This window comes from Clostridium sp. (assembly GCF_032576335.1).
Lineage (GTDB): Bacteria > Bacillota > Clostridia > Oscillospirales > Acutalibacteraceae > Faecalispora.
Map to the genome: position 1 here is coordinate 200060 of NZ_JAWFXC010000006.1, position 19832 is coordinate 219891.

At 46.9% G+C, this 19832-nt stretch carries 21 protein-coding genes; 10 read left to right on the plus strand and 11 right to left on the minus strand.

Features of this window, described 5'->3' with window-relative positions:
- Positions 1–2: 2 nt before the first annotated feature.
- The 8 genes from E7L17_RS09160 (at position 3) to E7L17_RS09195 (ending at position 10050) form a co-directional block, all read left to right on the plus strand.
- On the plus strand, positions 3–1019 hold the full coding sequence (locus E7L17_RS09160) for an ABC transporter ATP-binding protein (protein ID WP_316322940.1): 1017 nt from the start codon (positions 3–5) through the stop codon (positions 1017–1019).
- Positions 1020–1030: 11 nt separating this feature from the next.
- Positions 1031–2056: a dipeptide ABC transporter ATP-binding protein gene (locus E7L17_RS09165; protein ID WP_316322941.1), complete on the plus strand. Its 1026-nt coding sequence runs from the start codon at positions 1031–1033 to the stop codon at positions 2054–2056.
- A 22-nt stretch (positions 2057–2078) separates the two neighbouring features.
- Positions 2079–3218, plus strand: coding sequence for a M20/M25/M40 family metallo-hydrolase (locus tag E7L17_RS09170; protein ID WP_410470656.1), 1140 nt, complete (start codon positions 2079–2081; stop codon positions 3216–3218).
- A gap of 17 nt (positions 3219–3235) precedes the next feature.
- On the plus strand, positions 3236–4696 hold the full coding sequence (locus E7L17_RS09175) for a M20 family metallopeptidase (protein ID WP_316322943.1): 1461 nt from the start codon (positions 3236–3238) through the stop codon (positions 4694–4696).
- Between the two features lie 94 nt (positions 4697–4790).
- Positions 4791–5444: a cytidylate kinase-like family protein gene (locus E7L17_RS09180; protein ID WP_316322944.1), complete on the plus strand. Its 654-nt coding sequence runs from the start codon at positions 4791–4793 to the stop codon at positions 5442–5444.
- Between the two features lie 216 nt (positions 5445–5660).
- Complete coding sequence (locus E7L17_RS09185) at positions 5661–6644, plus strand: AraC family transcriptional regulator (protein ID WP_316323019.1); 984 nt, start codon at positions 5661–5663, stop codon at positions 6642–6644.
- 129 nt (positions 6645–6773) lie between these two features.
- Positions 6774–8042 (plus strand): GLUG motif-containing protein, encoded by a 1269-nt coding sequence (locus E7L17_RS09190; RefSeq protein ID WP_316322945.1) that lies wholly within the window; start codon positions 6774–6776, stop codon positions 8040–8042.
- A 265-nt stretch (positions 8043–8307) separates the two neighbouring features.
- Complete coding sequence (locus E7L17_RS09195; protein ID WP_316322946.1) at positions 8308–10050, plus strand: GGDEF domain-containing protein; 1743 nt, start codon at positions 8308–8310, stop codon at positions 10048–10050.
- Between the two features lie 55 nt (positions 10051–10105).
- On the opposite strand, the gene E7L17_RS09200 is transcribed toward E7L17_RS09195, so the two are convergent.
- The 6 genes from E7L17_RS09200 to E7L17_RS09225 form a co-directional block, all read right to left on the minus strand.
- Positions 10106–10963, minus strand: coding sequence for a bifunctional 5,10-methylenetetrahydrofolate dehydrogenase/5,10-methenyltetrahydrofolate cyclohydrolase (locus tag E7L17_RS09200; protein WP_316322947.1), 858 nt, complete (start codon positions 10961–10963; stop codon positions 10106–10108).
- Positions 10964–11183: 220 nt separating this feature from the next.
- Entirely contained in the window at positions 11184–11720 is a 537-nt protein-coding gene (locus E7L17_RS09205) for a class I SAM-dependent methyltransferase (protein WP_316322948.1), read from the minus strand.
- A gap of 32 nt (positions 11721–11752) precedes the next feature.
- Positions 11753–12178 carry a rhodanese-like domain-containing protein gene (locus tag E7L17_RS09210; protein ID WP_316322949.1) on the minus strand — a complete coding sequence of 142 codons (426 nt, stop codon included), beginning with the start codon at positions 12176–12178 and terminating at the stop codon, positions 11753–11755.
- Complete coding sequence (locus E7L17_RS09215; RefSeq protein ID WP_316322950.1) at positions 12175–12468, minus strand: metalloregulator ArsR/SmtB family transcription factor; 294 nt, start codon at positions 12466–12468, stop codon at positions 12175–12177. The genes E7L17_RS09210 and E7L17_RS09215 overlap by 4 nt, the downstream gene beginning before the upstream one ends.
- Positions 12416–13048, minus strand: a complete 633-nt coding sequence (locus E7L17_RS09220; RefSeq protein ID WP_316322951.1) for a 4Fe-4S binding protein — start codon at positions 13046–13048, stop codon at positions 12416–12418. Before E7L17_RS09220 ends, E7L17_RS09215 begins: the two co-directional genes overlap by 53 nt.
- The gene (locus E7L17_RS09225) at positions 13023–13250 is read right to left on the minus strand and encodes a 4Fe-4S dicluster domain-containing protein (RefSeq protein ID WP_316322952.1); all 228 of its coding nucleotides are present in this window, start codon (positions 13248–13250) and stop codon (positions 13023–13025) included. The genes E7L17_RS09220 and E7L17_RS09225 overlap by 26 nt, the downstream gene beginning before the upstream one ends.
- 161 nt (positions 13251–13411) lie before the next feature.
- On the opposite strand from E7L17_RS09225, the gene E7L17_RS09230 reads away from it, so the two are divergent.
- A complete protein-coding gene (locus tag E7L17_RS09230; protein ID WP_316322953.1) occupies positions 13412–13804 on the plus strand; it encodes a DUF134 domain-containing protein in 393 nt (130 codons plus the stop codon).
- Positions 13782–14171, plus strand: coding sequence for a NifB/NifX family molybdenum-iron cluster-binding protein (locus E7L17_RS09235; RefSeq protein WP_316322954.1), 390 nt, complete (start codon positions 13782–13784; stop codon positions 14169–14171). Before E7L17_RS09230 ends, E7L17_RS09235 begins: the two co-directional genes overlap by 23 nt.
- A 95-nt stretch (positions 14172–14266) precedes the next feature.
- On the opposite strand, the gene E7L17_RS09240 is transcribed toward E7L17_RS09235, so the two are convergent.
- The 5 genes from E7L17_RS09240 to citF all read right to left on the minus strand — a co-directional run bounded on the left by E7L17_RS09240 (position 14267) and on the right by citF (position 19832).
- On the minus strand, positions 14267–15268 hold the full coding sequence (locus E7L17_RS09240) for a YeiH family protein (protein WP_316322955.1): 1002 nt from the start codon (positions 15266–15268) through the stop codon (positions 14267–14269).
- A gap of 187 nt (positions 15269–15455) precedes the next feature.
- Positions 15456–16022, minus strand: a complete 567-nt coding sequence (locus tag E7L17_RS09245) for a 5-formyltetrahydrofolate cyclo-ligase (protein ID WP_316322956.1) — start codon at positions 16020–16022, stop codon at positions 15456–15458.
- Between the two features lie 156 nt (positions 16023–16178).
- Positions 16179–17561 carry a citrate:proton symporter gene (locus tag E7L17_RS09250; RefSeq protein WP_316322957.1) on the minus strand — a complete coding sequence of 461 codons (1383 nt, stop codon included), beginning with the start codon at positions 17559–17561 and terminating at the stop codon, positions 16179–16181.
- 146 nt (positions 17562–17707) lie between these two features.
- Positions 17708–18286, minus strand: a complete 579-nt coding sequence (gene citX / locus E7L17_RS09255; protein ID WP_316322958.1) for a citrate lyase holo-[acyl-carrier protein] synthase — start codon at positions 18284–18286, stop codon at positions 17708–17710.
- Position 18287: 1 nt separating this feature from the next.
- On the minus strand, positions 18288–19832 hold the full coding sequence (gene citF, locus E7L17_RS09260) for a citrate lyase subunit alpha (RefSeq protein WP_316322959.1): 1545 nt from the start codon (positions 19830–19832) through the stop codon (positions 18288–18290).

Here is a 19832-nt window from a genome sequence, read left to right on the forward strand (position 1 = left end):
ACATGGAAACGGTATTACAGGTTGCAAATTTGTGTACGGAGTTTAAAACCGAGCGCGGTATGCTCAAAGCAGTGGACGGCGTTAGTTTTGAAGTTCACGCGGGAGAAATGCTTGGCATCGTGGGGGAATCCGGGTGCGGAAAAAGTGTTACCTCACAGTCGATTTTACGGCTCTACGATGAAAAGTCGTTTGTGCGGTATTCCGGTGACATTTTGTTTCATCAAGAAAGCCTGCTCTCTCTTCCTGAAAGGCAGATGGAAAGCGTGCGCGGGGCAAAAATCTCCATGGTGTTTCAGGATGCGCTCAGCTCTCTGAATCCGGTTTTTACCGTGGGGGATCAGATTGTGGAAGCCATTCTGATTCACCAAAAAAAGACCAAAGCGCAGGCTAAGGAGCAGGCAATTGAAATGCTGGATTTGGTGGGCATACCAGATCCCGCACGGAGGTTTCACCAGTACCCGTTTGAGCTTTCCGGCGGAATGCGGCAGAGGGTGATGATTGCGGTTGCGCTTGCCTGCCACCCTCAGCTATTAATTGCCGATGAGCCAACAACTGCACTCGATGTAACAATACAGGCACAGATAATGGATTTGATTGTGGAGATGAACAAGAAGCTCGGGATGGCCGTAATGCTCATTACACATGATTTGGCAGTGGTTGCAGAAACCTGTGACCGAGTGATTGTAATGTACCTTGGTCAAATTGTGGAAGAGGGGAGAGTAGAGGATATTTTTGATCACCCCATGCACCCGTACACCGTGGGGCTCATGAATTCTATCCCCAAGCTTGAAACAACCAAGGCAACGCGCCTATACCAAATCAGTGGTACCGTTCCGCTATTAAACCAGATTCCGTCAGGCTGCCGGTTTGCCCCTCGCTGCCCTTATGCTACGGATCGGTGTCTTGCAGAAATGCCGGAGCTTCGTTCGGTTTCGGAGTCACAGGGCGTGCGCTGCCATTACCAGAAGGAAAGCAGTAGCGAGTTATATCAAACGCCTTTGAGTTATGAGGCTGGTTAGGAGGGAATGAGATGACAAATACCGCAAGGGTCGTTTTACGCGGCACAGGGGTGAAAAAATACTTCCCCGTGCGTGGCTCAGTGCTAAATAGAGGGAAAAAAGATGTTAAAGCAGTGGATGGCGTAGATATTTCCTTGCACGAGGGTGAGATTTACGGCCTTGTTGGGGAAACCGGGTGTGGCAAAAGCACGCTTGGCCGTACTCTGGCGTACTTAACCGAACCTACCGGCGGCTCCATTGAAGTGCTGGATCAGGATATCACGCAGATGAAGCGCCAGCAGCTGATTGAAATGCGGCGCAATATTCAAATGGTATTTCAAGACCCATATACCTCATTGGACCCCAAGCAGAGGGTGGGCGATATATTGACCGAAGCATTGAAAATCCATAACATTGGCACCAAAGAATCCAGAATGGATACCGCTGTGGAAATCATGGAAAAGGTTGGTCTTCGGCTCGAGCATTTCTACCGCTATCCGCATGAGTTTTCCGGCGGGCAGCGCCAGAGAGTCGGCCTTGCAAGGGCGCTCATTCTAAACCCCAAAATTATTATTTGTGATGAGCCGGTCTCTGCACTCGATGTATCCATCCAGGCGCAAATCATTAATTTACTGCAAGATTTGAGAGAAAAAGACCAGATTTCATTTTTGTTCATCGCTCACGACATGAGTGTGGTAAAATATGTATCAGACAGAGTTGGTGTAATGTATTTGGGGCACATGATGGAAGAAGCCGAAACAGAAGAGTTGTTCCGCAATACCCTGCACCCTTATGCAAAGGCTTTGCTTTCAGCCGTACCCAATCCCTCACCTCATACGAAAAAAGAGAGAATTGTATTAAAAGGAGATCTTCCTTCCCCCATTAACCTGCCTTCCGGGTGTGTGTTCCATACACGCTGCCCCTATGCAACCGAGCAGTGCTCGCTGCAAACGCCCCAGCTAAAGCTGGTAGCCCCGGGGCATCGGGTTGCCTGCCTTATGTATGAGCAGGGCTGGTCAGGAGCAGGGATAGACTCTGCCCCAGTAGAGAATAATTAGGATGATTCGGAGGTATGAAAGATTGATACAAAAGGCTCAGGATTTTTTAATCGCTCATGAGAAAGAGGCGTACGATTTACTGAAAACAATGGCGGCGATCCCATCCCCCTCCAACCATGAAGAACAAAGAATGGAGTTTTGCAGGCATTGGCTGGAAGCCTGCGGGGCGCAGGGGGTATATACCGACAGCGCACTCAATGTAATTTGCCCTGTTGGAGTAACCAAAGATAATCCGGTGGTTATTTTTTGTGCCCATACTGACGTGGTGTTCCCAGACACCGCTCCGCTCCCTGTGCGGGAGCACTCAGGTCGCTTATGGGCACCGGGTGTGGGAGACGACACGGCAAATCTAGCTGCACTTATGTTAGCTGCAAAGTACGTTATTACCGAGGGGCTTACCCCCTCACATGGGGTAGGGGTACTGTTTGTTTGCAATTCCGGTGAGGAGGGAATGGGCAACCTAAAAGGCTCCCGAAAGCTCTGCGAAGAATATGAGGGGCGTATTCAAGCGTTTTATAGCTTTGACGGAACTATGACACATGTGGTGAACCGTTCGGTGGGCTCGGAGCGTTTTCGGGTAAGCGTGGCAACCAAGGGCGGGCATTCCTACATGGATTTTGGTCGGCCCAATGCGATTGCACAACTGGCGGCTGTTGTATGTGACCTGTACCAGGTAAAGGTTTCTCCGTACGGCAAAACAACCTGTAATGTGGGAACAATAACCGGAGGAACCTCCGTTAACACCATTGCACAAAATGCAGAAATGCTGTGCGAGTACCGGTCAGACGATGCCCGCGGGCTGCAATATATGAGAGAAGAGTTCGAACGAATTTTCACCGCTCACTGCAAAAAGGGAGTGGAACTTACCGTAGAGCAGGTTGGGAACCGCCCGGGTGAGGCTTTAACGGAATCTGCTGTAGCAGAACGCGACCGGCTGGTACAAAGGGCGGCAGATATTATTGAGCAGGTTACGGGCAAGCGACCCGGCACCGCTTCCTCCTCTACCGACTGCAACATCCCCTTATCACAGGGAATTCCCGGTATTTGCTATGGGGCGTACTACGGGAGCGGTGCACATACCAGAGAAGAATATGTAGAAATCGATTCTTTGCCGCTTGGGTATCAGGTTGTAATGGAAAGCGTGCTGGACTATTTTTTGTAGAACCGGGAGATGACGAAATGAAACAAGAATTAAATCTGCATCGTTATCTTGCAGAAATTGATGAGAAAGCAATCTTGCTCGGTACTTTGAGCGATCAAATATGGGAATATGCAGAAACGCAGTTTGAAGAGTTTCAATCTGCTCAGGCTCTCTCTGATTTTTTAGAGAAAGAAGGCTTTGCGGTACAACGTGGAGCGTTTGATATAAAGACAGCTTTTACCGCTACCTATGGTTCGGGGAGCCCGCATATTGGTATTTTGGGGGAGTTCGACGCACTCTCCGGCCTAAATCAAAAGGCAGGCATTGTCCGCCAAGAGACGGAGAATCCGGATGCAAGCGGGCATGGCTGCGGCCATAATCTGCTCGGTGTGGGTTCTGTTGCGGCGGCACTGGCAGTAAAAAAATATTTGGAAGATGGCTTCCCCGGAACGGTAACATACTTTGGCTGCCCCGGTGAGGAGGGCGGATCCGGTAAGGCGTACATGGCAAGAGCCGGTGCTTTTTCAACACTGGATTGCGCACTGACATGGCACCCGGCGAGTGTAAATATGGTATGCCAAAATACCTCTCTGGCTAATTTTCAGGTACAGTTTACCTTTCACGGTATTAGTGCCCACGCTGCCGGTAGCCCTGAAATGGGGCGCAGTGCGCTGGATGCTCTTGAGCTAATGAACGTAGGCACGAACTTTTTGCGGGAGCACATGGTTGAAAAAGCACGTATCCATTACGCAATTACCAATACAGGAGGTTTTTCGCCCAACGTGGTGCAAAACTTGGCAAAGGCGATTTATTTGGTACGTGCACCTGAGCAAGGGCAGGCGTATGAGCTGCTAAACCGAGTTAAGAAAATTGCGGAAGGTGCGGCAATGATGACCGAAACCACAGTTGAGCACCAATTTATTAAATCCTGTGCCAACTTTGTATCGAATCAGGTACTGGAACAGGTTTTATTCGATGCATTTACCGACATCGGCGCGCCGGAATATACACCGGAGGAATATGAACTGGCACAACAATATGTCGAAACCGCTCCAGAGGGAGCAGACCGCAAATATTTAGAGGCTGTTCAGGAGCGCATGGACCCCAAAAACAAGCGCTTTTTGCTGGAACGTAGATCAAACGCAATTTATGATTTTATTACACCTTATGAGCCGTTACATTTGGTTCGGGTCGAGGCCGGCTCAACCGATGTAGGCGATGTAAGCTGGATGTGCCCGACGGCGCAACTATACGCCGCCGCTTGGGCGGCCGGAACACCGGGACATTCGTGGCAGGTGGTTTCTCAGGGGAAATCCACGCAGGCAAAAAAGGCAATGCTGTTGGCGGGCAGAGTCATTGCACTCTCTGCTATGCGCCTGATGCAGCAGCCTGAGCTGCTCGCGCAGGCAAAGGAGGAACACGCACTGGCCTTGCAGGGAAAGACATATATTCCCATTCGGGAAGAGATTCATCCCGCTCCGCTTCGAACCATGGTGTAATTTCTCGGTGTTTTGTGAAGTTAGAAAGTAACAAGCCTTTTGAGTAGATTGTGTGGTATTTGAAGAGATTCCATTGGAGGAAGGGGAACGGAAAATGAAACCCATTGTCATTACGGTTGCCCGCGGTTTTGGAACGGGTGGGCGCGAAATGGCTGCAAGACTGGCCGATCGTTTGGGAATTCACAGCTATGCCAACCGTATTTTAACGCTTGCGTCCCAATACAGCGGCAGAGATGAACACGATTTTGTTGAGGTAGATGAGCGCTTGCGGGACGGTTACCTGCGCCAACAATTAATGTCTCTACAAAAGCGCCTGACTCCTTTGCCATATACTCATCCGTTTGAGTCAGATGACCGCCTTTTTGAGTTTCAAAGTAAAATTATTCAGGAGCTGGCGCGAACGGAAAGCTGTGTAATCGTGGGGAAATGTGCCGACTATGTACTGCGTGATTTTGATAATGTACTAAGCGTGTACGTTGAGGCGCGCCGATTATATTGTGTAGACCGTGTGATGAAAACCATGAATGTAACGGAGGTCGAGGCACACAGCCTGATTGCTAAAACAGATAAATACCGCGCAGAATATTACAAATATTACACCGGTGGTAATTATTGGACGAATCCGGTGAATTACGATTTAACACTTAACAGCGGGCGGTGGAGCATAGACCAATGTGTAGAGCTAATTGTACAGGCGCTGCAAATCAAGTTTGGCGACGACTGCAAAAGTGCTTTCCCTTCCCTGTAATACTTATGAAAAGAAGGCGAGGAAAACGGTTCTGTTTTCTCGCCTTCTTTCTTTATATGTGGAATTAGAAGAGAGCTTGACATTACCTTTCGGATTTGTTACGCTTTGAGTTAGATTAAGCTAACGAATTGTGAGATGTTTTGCTTTTTAGCTTTATAAGCAACAAAACACAACAAAGCATGGTTCGTAAGATTGGAGTGGACTTTCTTGCGTAGTATGGAAGAATTTGAATTGGCTCACCCAGATTACATCACGGTGGATTACGAGCCGGATTGCACCATTTACCACATGAGTAATATTGGGGGCGTGGGTACCATGACAAGCTATGAGGTATTTGAGGGTGTGGAGCTGATTTATAACGATTTTGATTCACCCTATTGCGTTTCTGGAAAAGGCACTTCCCCCAATTTAATGGAGATAAACCATTGCCGAATGGGTCGTTTTGAGTGTGATTTACTGAATGGAACCTGCGTTTATCTGGAAGAAGGGGATTTGTCAGTCAATATGCTCGTCAACCAAACAAAAAACCCTTGTTTCCCATTGGAGCGCTACAATGGGGTATCCATTATGATAGACCTTGTTCGCGCGGAGCACTCCATTTCACAGGTTCTCAAAGACATATCCATCGATTTATTTTCATTGCGTGAAAAGCTATGCAATGGGAATGGAAATCGGTGCTTTATTATGCGTGCCACCGATTCAATTCAGCATATTTTCTCGGAACTGTATACCGTGCAGGATTCTGTAAAATTCGGTTATTTTAAGCTCAAGGTACTGGAGCTATTATTGTTCCTCAGTGTACTTAACCCAGAAGAGCACTTAGATACTCCTCGCTACTTTGAGAAAAAACAAGTTGAATGTGTAAAGCGCATTAAAAATCACATGGTTTGTCACCCAGAGTCCCACTTCACTTTAGTAGAGCTCTCCGAGCAATTTGAGCTGCCTTTAACCACCATGAAGCAGTGCTTTAAAGGGGTATATGGTACCTCAATTTATGCGTATATGCGTTCTTATCGCATGCAGCGCGCGGCTGTTTTGCTATGCCAGGGCAATGAGAGCGTTTCTTCCGTGGCATGGAGGCTTGGGTATGTAAACGCAAGCAAATTCGCCTCGGCATTCAAAAAGGAAATGGGTTCCTCCCCTATGGAATACCGAAAAAAGCACCGACTCAATGGAGCAAAAATTGTCTATGTGGAGTAGAACAAGCCGGTTTTGCAGAGTATAATCATCTTCTGAAAGAGGTGCGCGCATGTTGCGTGCTATTTCTTACCTCTTAAGTTAGCCCAAACTAACTTAAGAGGTAAGAATCCAAAGAGATGGAGGAAGATTATGGACAAAGAAACACAGTTGAGGGTGACACCAAACCTTAAGAAGAAAAGCCTTGCACTTGTCTGCGCGTTAATGCTTTCTATTTCGATGTTTACCGGCTGCCAGGGCCAGCAGGAGAACCAGGTACAATCGCCACAAGCATCGTCAACTACCACAAAAGCGGAGGGCTTTGCTGGTGGAAGCGGAACAGTAAGTGACCCATGGAAAATTAAGACGGCAGAGCAATTGGATTTGGTAAGAGAATCGCTTACGAGCAGCTATGTGCTGGCGGCAGATATTGATTTGTCATCCATAAAAAACTTTGACCCCATTGGTACTTTTGCACCCAAGTCAGAGAAAGAAGAGGATGCGGAGACCCCAAGCGAAGCTGCAGCGTTTAGTGGAACATTTGATGGAGCGGGATATAAAATCTCGAACGTTACAATTAGCGGCAAGTACGAAAACGGGGTTGGCTTGTTCGGTTGTATTAGCGGAGAAAATGCACAGCTAAAGAATGTAACGGTCGAAAATATTGTTGTTCCAGCGTCCCAAATGTATGTGGGCGGCTTGGTAGGCTATGCAAACGGTAAAGAGCTAAGCGGTTTAAATCTTCGTGGAGATAACCGTGTGACCGGTCACTTTTTGGTGGGCGGCATCGTTGGTGCAAGCCATGCGAATATTAAAGACTGCAAAGCAAGCGGTACGGTGATCCTCAGCGGAGATAATACGCAGGGGGTGGGCTTAATCGTTGGTGGAGCAGAGGATTGCAATGTGGAAAGCTGCGAAGCTACCGGTACAGTAGAAGCCAAGGGTACGGGTTGTTATAGTATCGGCGGGCTGGCTGGGTGCTTTCACAACAGTGAGTATGCAAAAAATTGCACAGTGGATTCCGTAACAATTATTGCCGGTGAAAAAAGCTCGCTAATTGGTGGACTAGCTGGTCATGCCGGATCAACGAGCGGCACAGCGACTGAAATTACCAATTGCAAAGCAAATAATTTTACCATTCAGGCAGCGGATACCGCGAACCGTATTGGCGGTATTGTTGGCGGCGGTTTTTATCTAAACGCTTACAGCAAGTACTACGCGCAGCCCACCATGTACGATGTAATTGGCTGCACCGTCTCCGGTAAAATAGACGGTGGTAAATATGTAGGTACGGTCGCCGGATACGTACACAATAACGCGGTTGTAAAAGATTGCAGCGCACAGGTTCTCATAAACGGGAAATCCAGTGAAGAAGAAATTGGTGCGGATTACGGAACCTGGAATAAAATTAGCGCTCTTTAAACAGCACAATAAAAACAGTAAAAATAAGGATAGAACCTCTCCAGTGAATGTGATATTGGAGGGGTTCTTTGCTTATGAATGAGTAGTTGCGATTCGATAGAATGTTCGGTTTTTCAGATACTTTGAATAGCATTTAAAACCTTAACTTGACATTCAATGGTGGAAGATATATATAATTTTATGTACATTTATTGGTAAAGCATAGATGTTTTTCTATTCTGATGATATAATCTATTGAAATGGTCAGCGAGGAGTGAAAGAATGGATGAAGTCGAATAATTCTTTGCTTGAAATACTTAGGGGAGGATATATTAAGCCGGTTTATCAGCCGATTGCCTCTTTAAAGGATGGCAGTATTTTAGGGTATGAAGCGCTTAGTCGCATTTCTCTCCCCGGTTGTGAAGTGAATATAGAAGAACTGTTTGATATAGCAACATCTACACAAAGGCAGTGGGAGTTGGAGCGCCTTTGCCGCGTTCAGGCACTCAAAAATGCCGTAGATAAACCGGTTGGCACTCGGCTTTTCCTAAATGTCGACCCCAATATATTATATGACCCAGAATTCATATGCGGCTTTACCAGCCAAACCCTTCTACGGTTTGGGATCAACACCGAGGAAGTAATTTTTGAAATTACAGAAAAGAGTGCGGTAAGTACAATTCCAATTTTTATATCCTCGATAGAACACTATCAAAAGCAAAAATTTCAAATAGCAATTGATGATTTCGGCTCCGGATATTCGGGGTTAGTACGTATTTGCTCTTTCTCCCCCAATTACCTAAAAATTGATATGGGAATTGTGAGAAATATTAATCAGGATGGCAGAAAAAAATCGGTTATGCTTGGAATTGTAAAGTTCTGCAAGGAAGCCGGTATTCGTGTTATTGCAGAGGGAATAGAGACAAGAGAAGAGCTTACGACGTTAATTCAAATTGGTGTAGAATACGGGCAAGGATTTTTTCTTGCAAGACCAAGTGAGAAATTTAAGCGGCTGAGCGGGGAAGTAAAGTTGCTGATAAAGCAAACAAGAAACGATTCCTTTCGTCTTCTCAGCAAAGGGCTGCTGCTTGGGCATGTGGGGACAATTTGCAATAAAAAAAGGGCCTTACCGGAAGATACCCCCGCCCTTACCGTTTACCGCGATATGTGCGCGGACCCCGCATTAACAGAGGTTTGTATTTTAAACCATGATGGCACCGTGTGTGGGCTTTTAACACGCCAGTATATGCTGGGAACGTTCAGTGGGCAGTTCGGCTACAGCCTGTATTACCGCAAAACAGTGAAAGACTTAGTACAAGATGGTTTTTTATCGGTAGATTCCGCTACATCCATAGAAGACGTGGCGGCACAGGCAATGGAGCGGGAACAAAAGAATGTGTACGATGCAGTGGTCATTACCGAAGGCAAACAATACCTTGGTATTGTAACAGTTCGAGATTTACTTAATAAGGCGATTCAAATACGGGTAAAAAATGCAGCGGATGCAAATCCCCTTACGGGCTTGCCGGGCAACAATGCCATTTACAACGCTATTGAAGAGCATATGACAGATGTTCGACCCTGTGCCATTATTTATTTGGATTTGAATCATTTTAAGGCATATAATGATGCGTATGGGTTTTCTTGTGGAGATGATATGCTCCGGCTGATGGCTCAAACCATGAACGGTTGCTGCTCAGCAGCCGATTTTAAAGGACATATTGGGGGAGATGATTTTATTATCCTAACCCGCAATACGGAAAAGCTAAGAGAGCTGTGTAATCAAATCATATCCGCTTTTTCAAAAGGATTACAGCCCTTTTACTCCAGGGAGGATTGGGAACGTGGGTATATTGTTTCAAAGAATCGAAATGGTTTTTCAGAAAACTTTCCCATTGTTACCATTTCTATCGCCGCGGTGACCAATTCAGCGGTCGATTTTTCAAATACACAGCTTTTATCCAATACCGTCGCATCTGCAAAAAAGAAAAGTAAGGAGCAGACGGGTAACTCCATTGTCATTCTATAAATATAACAGCCTCTAACACCAGGAGTTACTTTTCCTTCGGTTTAGAGGCTGTTTTTTAAATGAGCGGCATTGTGCGTTTGGCCGCTTCAATCACATGCTTTGCTAGTATGGTAGTTGTAACAGTGCCTACTCCACCCGGTACCGGGGAAAGTGCGGCAGCCACTGTGTTCGCCGCTTCAAAATCGACATCGCCGTAAAGGCGGCCGTCTGCACCGACTGTTACGCCAACATCGAGAATCACCTGCCCGGGAGAAAGGCAGCTTTCATCGATAAGGGAACGCGCCCCTGCTGCCGCGATAATAATCTCTGCTCGGCGGCATTCCGAAGGCAGGTCTACGGTATCAATATGGCAGAGGGTAACCGTAGCACCGCGTGCCAGAAGCATCATAGCGACTGGGCGGCCAATCACGAGGCTGGCACCTACCACAACCACTCGTTTTCCCCGCAAGGGAATCCCGCAATAATCGAGAATATCGATGCAGGCTTGAGCGGTGCAGGGCGGGAACCCTTGAGAAACACCGGTAAAAACACCGTACAAAGAAAGATTCGTCACACCGTCAACATCCTTTTCACAACAAAGCGCATCTCGAATCGCACGGTCATCCAAATGTGCTGGGAATGGCCTTAGGAGTAGAACGCCATGCACACCGGATGCGTGATTGAGTGCTTCAATTACTTCAAGCACTTCGTTCAACGAGCTGTTCTGCGGCAGTATAAGAGCCTGTACAGCAATACCAAGCTTTTCACAGCGCTTGGTTGCACCTGTTTGATATGCGGCAGATTCCGGTTGATCCCCTACGCGCACAATGGCTAGAGTGGGAGTACAGCCTTTCTCCTTTAACAGAGTGGTTTCCTGTTTCAGAGTGCCGTTCATAGATGTAACGATTTCTTTTCCTGCGATAATTCGAGCCATTGGGTTTCCTCCTGTTGCGCTGTGGTTTGCCTTACCGTGTGGGATGATTTTGCACCCTTTTACAAATTTTCATTATAGAAGAATCCGAATGAAGCCACAAGACCATATAATGCACAAAAAGAATATAAACTCTGTTTTAATTATTTGATAGAATAATAAAGCGGGTCGACCCGAAAATACTCACTTCGGGTCGACCTTTTTCGACGTTTTTCAAACGCTTTTAAAGTTTGGTAGCAAGCAAAACATAAAAATTTTCACCCAAATAAAATAAGTCGAATTTCTCAAACCGATGGGCGGTAAGCTGTTCTGCCACTGCCTGCGGGCTCCAACGGTGTTCCAATGGCGGACCGTATGCTGTTTGCTGTGGTAAAAATTCAATGATGGCCATTGTGCCGCCTGGACGCAATACTCGCCCAATATCCTCCAGCATATCGCCAGTGTTTTCTAACTCGTGAAAAACTGTGCAAAGCAGCGCTTTGTCGCAGGATGCACTGGGCACATGGGAGATGCTATTTTCTATAATAACGTTCTTGGCGTTTTGTTCTTGTTTTCTTTTCTGTAAAAACTCTAATAGCTGGGCTGATATTTCTACTGCGTAAACACTTTCTTCTGTCAACGAAGCTGCTGAAAACGTGAAGATTCCGGTTCCTGCGCCAATATCACAAAAAGATTCCCCAGCGGTAAAACCAATTTTTTGCAGAGTTTGCGCTGGACTGAGTTCTTGTATTCGCTCTTTGCGTTCCAGCTTTTCAATCATAATCTCCACTCCTTCTCTTTACCCATTTTAATTTATGGCAATTGTGGTTCGCTTCCACTTACCGTTTCATAAGGCCAGTTCAGAATACCGCCAAAATCGTATACCTGTGTATAGCCCATTCGAACCAATTGCTTTGCAGCACCGGCACTGCGCTGCCCACTCCGGCAGTACACAAATAAAGGTGTGTCTTTGTTTAAAAGAGTTTTTTCGGCCTCTGCTGATAGTTGATGATCCGTAATCAATATAGCACCGGGAATGTGCTGCTCGGCAAATTCTTGTGGTGTGCGAACATCCAACAAAATAAATTCTGCGGTATTATCCATTTGTTTTTTTGCCTCTTCCGCGCTGATTCTTTGGTAAGCAGATGCATTGCCCTTTTGGGAACGCCTATCTCCCAGATAAAGGATTGCAGCGAGCATGGCACCAATGAGAAGTGTGGCGTAAATGATGATTTTCATTCGGATTCCTCTTTGCAGTAATAGATTTTTAGAACCTCTATCACTTTTTCTACGCGTTCGTCCTCCAAGCGATAGGTGATGTTTTGGCCGGTTTTTGTGGAGTCCAAAATTCCATGTGCTTTGAGTATTGCCAAGTGCTGCGACAATGCGGATTGCGTAATGTTGGGAATATGCTCGGCAATGCGGCTCACCGTTTTAGGCCCTTCAATCAATTGGCACAATATTAAAAGGCGGTTTTCATTGGCAAGTACCTTCAGCAGCTCCGCCAGTTTTTTGGCTTTCTCCTCCATACATAACGTCCTTTCTATGCTTTATTTGGCAAATTCCCTGTGTCATCGTGCCCATGGGGCAATATACACACCAAGAACGCGGTTTAAACAAAATCATGGTAACGAGCCCCAGTACGGTGGAGGTTAGCATAACGCTGTAAAACCCAAACGCAAACTGTGCAATGGCGGGAGCAACATAAGAGGTATTCACCCAGTCCCAAGGCAGGCGGAATACCCACAGTAATGTAACTGCCTGCTGTAAGGTCGCTCCGGAAAAAACAAGCCAAGTGGAGTAGAGCATCAGGCCAAACATTGTCATAAAGAAAGTGAGGAAGCCATAGCGAAACCACTTGGAACGCAAAAATTTAGGTGGCACTTTTTTTCGGGAAAAACCAAACCGACCACCCAACAACTCAAACAATTGCCCCCGGCCACAGTATTTATTGCAGTAGGCCTTATTGCCCCCAATAATGGAGATTGCCAGCGGGATAAAGAAACAAAGCAAACCCAGCCAAGCAAAGAGAATATTAAAGATGCCCAATGTAAGGTAGAGTGCGGAAAAAATCCAAAGAAATTCATACCACCGCTTTTGTTTCTTCATAGTTCTCCTCCTTATTGGTGATTACAATTACGTCGGCAGGACATGCCTGTGCGCATTTTCCGCACCCTACGCACCGCAAGGGGTTTACCTGAGCGCGGATTCCGTTCCAAACGGTTATGGCTCCCAATGGGCAAACCTTAACGCAGCAGCCGCAGGCCACACAATCGGGGAGAATGGTTGCTGTTTTTTTGCTTTTAGCCATACAAAACCACCTATTCAGTATATTAGTAATTACTAATATACTGAATAGCAAGTTAATTGTCAAGGTTTTTATTTCACAATAATATTGACATATACCAAAAATGGAGTATGATGTAATTGACATATGCCGATAATAGAATAGATAATAAGGGAGACAGAACAATGCCAAGACCCAGAAAGTGCAGGCGTGTATGTACCATGCCGGCTCGGCAAAGCTTTGGGCCGTTGGATGGAAGCGCCAATGAAAATCCACCGGTTATACTTTCAGTGGATGAGTTTGAATGTATACGGCTCATCGATCTGGCAGGAATGACCCAGGAGGAATGCGCCAAACAGATGGGCGTGGCTCGAACTACGGCACAGGCGATCTATGCCACCGCACGGGAGAAGTTAGCCGATTGTATTGTGAATGGAAAAAAGCTGCAAATTGAGGGCGGCGATTTTGTAATTTACGGCGGGGCGTCTGCCTGCGGCTGTGGCTGCTGCCATGCACAAAAGCCGTGTAATAAAATGAAAACAGGAGGAAACGAACATGATTCTGGCAATTCCATATGAAAACGGGGAAGTCTTTCAACATTTTGGCAAGAGTAAGGAGTTTCAGCTTTTTGAAATTGAGAATGGAGCCATTCAATCGGAGCGAGTAATTTCGAATGAAGGGAGCGGGCATAGCGCCTTGGCGGATCTTTTAGGAAAGCTAGGGGTGACGGTGCTGATTTGCGGAGGGATTGGCGACGGAGCAAAGCAGGCACTCTCCAATTGGGGAATTCGGGTATTGGCAGGAGTACAAGGAGAGGTAAAACAAGTGGTCCAAGATTACCTTGCGGACCGTTTGGTAGTTACCGAAGGTGCAACCTGCAATCACCACCATGAACACCATGCAGGAGAGGAACATTCCTGTCACGGAGATTCTTGCTGCCACTAAAAATGCTTACGCCAGAGCAAATAATTAGTAAAAAATAGTGCAAGGGTAAGTTCATACCCAAAAAGAGCGTACAGCAATTTGCTGTACGCTCCTTTTTATGCAAAGATTGTATTAAGTAAGCTGTATTGCACCGCCAGCGAGGTAACGGCAAGAATCGCCCAGCAAGAAAGACCAAGAACAATGGGGCGCCAGCCGTGTTTTACAAGGTCTACCAAATTGGTATTAAGGCCGATGGCAGCCATCGCCATGACAATTACGAATTTGCCAAAGGTGGCGAGTGCTTTGCCTGCACCCACTGGAAGCGGAAGAAAGGTATTGATAACTGCCGCAGCAACAAAACCCAGAACAAACCAAGGGAAGATTTTAGCAAAGCTGTAATCAGCATTACCTTCACGCGACTGCTTCTTTGCAGTGTAGAATGCGAGCACCAGTGTAACTGGTATAATCATAAGGGTACGTGTTAGCTTAACGATAACCGCTAAGTTGCCCGCTGTATCGCTGAAGGTATAACCAGCCGCAACAACGGAAGAGGTGTCGTTAATCGCAGTTCCTGCCCAAAGCCCAAAATGGAAGTCAGACATTTGCATAGCGTGACCCAAAAACGGGAACAGGAACGCGGCAATTACATTAAAAAAGAAGATAGTAGAGATAGAACGCGCTACATCTTCATCCTTTGCCCCAATAACAGGGGCGGTGGCCGCAATGGCAGAGCCGCCGCAAATTGCCGTGCCCACACCAATCAGGATATTTGTGTCGCGGTCTACCTTTAACGCCTTACCGACCAGGTAAGCCCCTACAAAGGTTGCGGTAAGGGTAAATGCCATCAGCAATAGCGTTTGGCTGCCCGCTTTAAAGATTTGAAACAGGTTCATATCGAACCCCAGTAAAATAATAGAGTATTGCAGCAGCTTTTTTGAAGTATAGGTGATGCCGGGTTGAAAGGTTGTGGGGCGCTTCCAAAATGCCAGCAGCATTCCGAATAAAATGCCGAGCACCGGGCTACCGATAACTGGAAATTGCTGGCCGATAATCCATGCCGGTACGGCAATGATTGCCGCCAGAGAGATGCCCGGCAGCTTTTTGAATATGGATTCCATGAGATACCACTCCTCAAACGTTGTTAATCTAACTTGTATGGAAACACATGTGTTTTCTTAAGCCAGCTTATTATAACTCCTATTTATATATAAGTAAAATATATTTCTTTTATTAAATCAATTAGTAAACACTTATCAATAAAACAGGCAGCCTTTTGGCTGCCTGCAGTCATTCATTTTATTATAATTAGCTGTTAAAGCAGCCGGCCTCCGTAATTACGGTTGGAACTGCTATGTCGTGGAGTTCCGTGGGGATTTTCTCACAGAGCAGGCGCTCACGGCAAATAAGAATAGAGCAGAAAGTAGACTTCTCTAAAAAGCGGTCGTAATAGCCACCACCGTAACCAAGCCGGTTGCCTTTACGGTCACACGAAACGCAGGGAAGAATAGCAAAATCGATTTCTTCCGGGGGAACGAACTTACTGTCTGCTGCGGGCTCTAAAATACCCATCATCCCGCTGTGCAGCTCTGAGAGAGAATGAATTTCTCTTGCTTCCATAATGCCTTTACCGAGGCAAAGGGGAATCGCAACGCGTTTACCGTCTGCAAATGCTTGTTCAATTACAAGGCTGGTGTTAATTTCACTGGAAGTGCCAACAAAGCAAAATATTGTGTTCGCCTTTTGGTAGCGTGGGTGAGAAAGTATGTTTTTTAAGATGCTCTGATCTGATTCCTGAATATACTCGAAAGACAGTGCTGCAATTCGTTCTTTAAGTTCATTGCGCAGTTTTTTCTTTTCCTCCGGTACAGACATAGGAAACCTCCTCTCATACTGAAAGCGTGCCCATAGGCCCGCCTGCTTTAGAATAGCATGTCTTTCTGGTGATTGCAACCTACATATAATAAGAAAGGAGCGGTGCTTTCGCACCGCTCCTTTTCGTGAGGTAATATAAAAATTGTGTAGGGGGAGTTATTTAAATAGCGGTACGGATCCGGTAATGGCCGCCATGCCGATGAAGATAACAAAAATACCTACGGCCCATTTTGCAGACTCTTTCTGCCACTCGCCCATGTCCAGTCCGGTCAGGTTCAACAGCAGATAAATGAAAGCAACGAGGGGGCTCAAAAGGTGGAATGCCTGGCCCAAGAGGGACGCAGTACCCAGCTCGAGAGCGGTGTAGCCGTAACGGTAACCTGCCTCAGCAAATACGGGCAGAACGCCATAGTAGAAAGCATCGTTCGACAGGAAGAAGGTACCGGGTGCAGAGATAACTGCGGTAACCAGACCCCAGAAGCGACCAAGCTGATCGGGAATCATGTAGATCATGCTGGAAGCCAGAGCGTCGGACATACCGGAATTTGTAAACAGACCCATGAAGATACCAGCAGCCATTACGAGGATGGATACCTGCAAAGCGTCGCCAGCATTGTCAGAAATACGAGCTTTCTGTTCTTTGAGAGAACGGTAGTTGATAAGAACTGCCAAAGCAGTACCAACTAGGAAAATGAATACGGAGGGGAAAGTACCCAGAACAAGCATGATAACTGCGCCGATGGTCATAATTGCGTTGATCCAAATGAGCTTCGGGCGCTTGAGAGCTTCCTCTTCAGCAGAAGACGGCTTGGTCAGCGCATCGATTTCATCATGGCTCAAGTGCTGAATGCCAACTCTCTTACGCTCTTTGAGGCCCAAATAGTAGGCAACAAACAACACATAGAGAATGGCAACGCCCATGCCGGGTAACAATGCGTTTAGAATGCTTTGCTCCGAAACATCGCCCAAGACAGAAATCACACGTGCGGTGGGACCGCCCCAAGGCAATAGGTTCATAATCGTGTTCATCAAAATGAGAAGAACAGCGAGGTTCATGATCTTTAAGTTCAGTTTCTTATAAATCGGGATAAAAGCGGTGCAAACAATTAGGGTGGTAGTGGTTCCGTCACCATTTAAAGAAACAGCAGCGGAAACAGCAGCGGTTCCGATTAAAACCTTCATCGGGTCGCCACCGGCTGCACGAATGATAAACTTGGTGACGGGATCAAACAGACCCACATTCAGCATGATGGAGAAGAACAGAATAGCGAACAGCAGCATGATTGCTGTTGTGGAGGTCTTGGTAAGGCCGGCTACTGTCCATTTACCAATAATCTGAATTTGGTCCCAAATGGTGACATTGGCTGCGGCAACTTCGTTTGCCTTAGCAACCCGTTCTACATATTGATTCCCCAAAGCACCTACTACAGTAAATGCGATAGGAACCAGTACCAGTGCGGTGAATGGCTGCATTTTTTTGGATATAACCAATGCAAGGAACACAATGATCATAGTCCAGGCTAAAATTGTTAAAAACATAAGCAATCCTCCTCATTTTTAGGCGTGCTCAACGTGTATGTGGTTTCGAATAAAGGCGCATGCCGACTGTAATATGTAAGCGGAAGCTCCCGTTGCGGGGAGACCTCCCAAAGTAAAATGAGTCCGCTTACTGCGCTATTATTCTTTTATTGCGGCAAGGATATACACTTTTCCAGCTCATCCGCATATTCCAGCATTTGCTCAGCCAACTTTTGCTGTAAAGCAGTAACCGGGTGTATACGTCTGCTTGCACAAGTTCGGGCGTCCTCATTACAAATCAAGCAACGCCTTGGCTCATACCCTAGCTCTACTCTGCTTCGGGTTTGCACAAGCCCTTCCTTTTGTACCAACACATCAGCATCGAACAATCTGCCCAGTGTTTCTTCCTCAAATAGAATCATTTGTTGTTTCACCTCAAGGGATTCCCCCGAGATGACCCAAAAAGCTTCCGGACCTGTTCGCAGGTTCATCCGCTTATGGTAATCCGCTTTCCAGCCGGAATGAAGAAGGAGCTCCTGAATTCGGGTTACTCCATATTCAAACAAAGCCAGAATTTCCCCATTGCTTTTGATTGGCCCGGGAATGTTGCACTTTAAAGAAATCACACAGCATAGAGGAAAACGATAAAGCAGTTCCTCAATAAAGTGTACCCGCCGCTCTCGGTTCAGCAGAACCTCTTCGAGCGTAGGGGTTTCTCCGTGTGCAAACATTTCAGCCGCGTTCATCTCAGCGCTTTACCTGCTTTACCACATCAATTAAGCTGCCGTCGCGGTACTCAATAAGTGCCACAACCTTGTCGCCATACTCAATGGGGTCGGGAGTGCCGGCCAATGCGTAGGCTTTGTTTTTCAGCTCCTCAATGGTAAACACTTTTACTCCGGCATTCTTCATAGCCTCCAACAAATCTTTTCGGAGGGGGTTCACTGCAATGCCCAGCTCTGTAACTACAACGTCGATTCCCTCACCGGGGGTAATCACTGTATTAACCTTTTCAACAATGGTGGGAATACGGCCGCGCAGTAGGGGGCACAGAATCAGGCTTAGCTTTGCGCCAGCCGCTGTATCGCTGTGGCCGCCGGAAGCGCCGCGGATCACACCGTCGGAACCGGTCATTACATTTACGTTGAAGTCCGTATCAACCTCCAGAGCGGAAAGCATTACAATATCCAGCTGATTCACAGCTGCCCCTTTATTACCGGGGTTCGCGTAGAAAGAAGCCGAAATTTCAAAATGATCTTCGTTGCGAGAGATTGAATCCGCCGCACCGCGGTCAAAGGTTTGGGTGTCCAAAATCTTCTTGGCAAGGCCTTCTTCCAACAGTTCTACCATGTTGCTGGTGATTCCGCCGAGCAAGAATCCGGCTGTAATGCCAGTTTCTCGCATTTTTTCTGCCAAGAAACGGGTAACGGCCAAGGTTGAGCCGCCAGAGCCGGACTGCAGGGACATACCATCTTTAAAATAAGGAGAGGCGGTAATGACTTTGCAGGCATTTGCCGCAATCAAAAGCTCCTTGGGGTCTGAAGTAAAGCGGGTTGCACCCTTTGCAATCCCATCGGGGTTACCAATCGCATCAACGACTACAACGTAATCGACCTGAGTTTGGGGGATGCTGATTGGTGTGTTCGGGTAATCTACCAAATTGTCAGTAATAATGACGACCTTGTCGGCATACTCAGCGTCTACCTTGGCATAGCCCAAAGAACCACAGGTTGCTTTGCCATGGGAGCCGTTGGCATTGCCGTAGGGGTCAGCACTGGAAGCGCCGAGGAAGGCAACGTCTATATGGATATCGCCAGCTTCAATTGCGCGGGCACGACCACCGTGGGAACGGATGACAACCGGCTTTTCCATCAAACCATGAGAGATGGCGGAGCCGACCTTGTCGCGCAGACCGCTGCTGGTAATTTCGGTAATCACACCGTTTTTAATATGCTCAATGAGCGGCTCGTGAACATTGGCGATGGAGCTTGCTGCAAGCTTCAGGTTTTTAATACCCATTTTTGCAATCTCATCGATTACCATGTTCAAAACATAGTCACCCTCACGAAAGTGATGGTGGAAAGAAATGGTCATGCCGTCTTTCAGGCCGCATTTCTCAATTGCTTCTTTAATAGAAGAAAGGAGCTTTGTTTCACCGGGGAGCGTAGGTACCACCTTGCCGGCAGCTCTTGTGTATTCATTTTTGCGGGCGTACTGTCCCTCAAATACGCCGTATTGATCTGCGTACTCCTTCGGGATTTCACGGCCCACTGCATTTTTAACCGTTTCCAT

Coding starts and splice junctions, on each gene's coding strand:
- E7L17_RS09230 (WP_316322953.1), top strand. CDS start 13,412: ATGCCAAGACCCAGAAAGTGCAGGCGTGTATGTACCATGCCGGCTCGG.
- E7L17_RS09250 (WP_316322957.1), bottom strand. CDS start 17,561: ATGTTTTTAACAATTTTAGCCTGGACTATGATCATTGTGTTCCTTGCA.
- E7L17_RS09205 (WP_316322948.1), bottom strand. CDS start 11,720: ATGATTGAAAAGCTGGAACGCAAAGAGCGAATACAAGAACTCAGTCCA.
- E7L17_RS09235 (WP_316322954.1), top strand. CDS start 13,782: ATGATTCTGGCAATTCCATATGAAAACGGGGAAGTCTTTCAACATTTT.
- E7L17_RS09175 (WP_316322943.1), top strand. CDS start 3,236: ATGAAACAAGAATTAAATCTGCATCGTTATCTTGCAGAAATTGATGAG.
- E7L17_RS09245 (WP_316322956.1), bottom strand. CDS start 16,022: ATGTCTGTACCGGAGGAAAAGAAAAAACTGCGCAATGAACTTAAAGAA.
- E7L17_RS09180 (WP_316322944.1), top strand. CDS start 4,791: ATGAAACCCATTGTCATTACGGTTGCCCGCGGTTTTGGAACGGGTGGG.
- E7L17_RS09165 (WP_316322941.1), top strand. CDS start 1,031: ATGACAAATACCGCAAGGGTCGTTTTACGCGGCACAGGGGTGAAAAAA.
- E7L17_RS09215 (WP_316322950.1), bottom strand. CDS start 12,468: ATGGAGGAGAAAGCCAAAAAACTGGCGGAGCTGCTGAAGGTACTTGCC.
- E7L17_RS09240 (WP_316322955.1), bottom strand. CDS start 15,268: ATGGAATCCATATTCAAAAAGCTGCCGGGCATCTCTCTGGCGGCAATC.
- E7L17_RS09220 (WP_316322951.1), bottom strand. CDS start 13,048: ATGAAGAAACAAAAGCGGTGGTATGAATTTCTTTGGATTTTTTCCGCA.
- E7L17_RS09160 (WP_316322940.1), top strand. CDS start 3: ATGGAAACGGTATTACAGGTTGCAAATTTGTGTACGGAGTTTAAAACC.
- E7L17_RS09225 (WP_316322952.1), bottom strand. CDS start 13,250: ATGGCTAAAAGCAAAAAAACAGCAACCATTCTCCCCGATTGTGTGGCC.
- E7L17_RS09195 (WP_316322946.1), top strand. CDS start 8,308: ATGAAGTCGAATAATTCTTTGCTTGAAATACTTAGGGGAGGATATATT.
- E7L17_RS09200 (WP_316322947.1), bottom strand. CDS start 10,963: ATGGCTCGAATTATCGCAGGAAAAGAAATCGTTACATCTATGAACGGC.
- E7L17_RS09185 (WP_316323019.1), top strand. CDS start 5,661: ATGGAAGAATTTGAATTGGCTCACCCAGATTACATCACGGTGGATTAC.
- E7L17_RS09190 (WP_316322945.1), top strand. CDS start 6,774: ATGGACAAAGAAACACAGTTGAGGGTGACACCAAACCTTAAGAAGAAA.
- E7L17_RS09210 (WP_316322949.1), bottom strand. CDS start 12,178: ATGAAAATCATCATTTACGCCACACTTCTCATTGGTGCCATGCTCGCT.
- citX (WP_316322958.1), bottom strand. CDS start 18,286: ATGAACGCGGCTGAAATGTTTGCACACGGAGAAACCCCTACGCTCGAA.
- citF (WP_316322959.1), bottom strand. CDS start 19,832: ATGGAAACGGTTAAAAATGCAGTGGGCCGTGAAATCCCGAAGGAGTAC.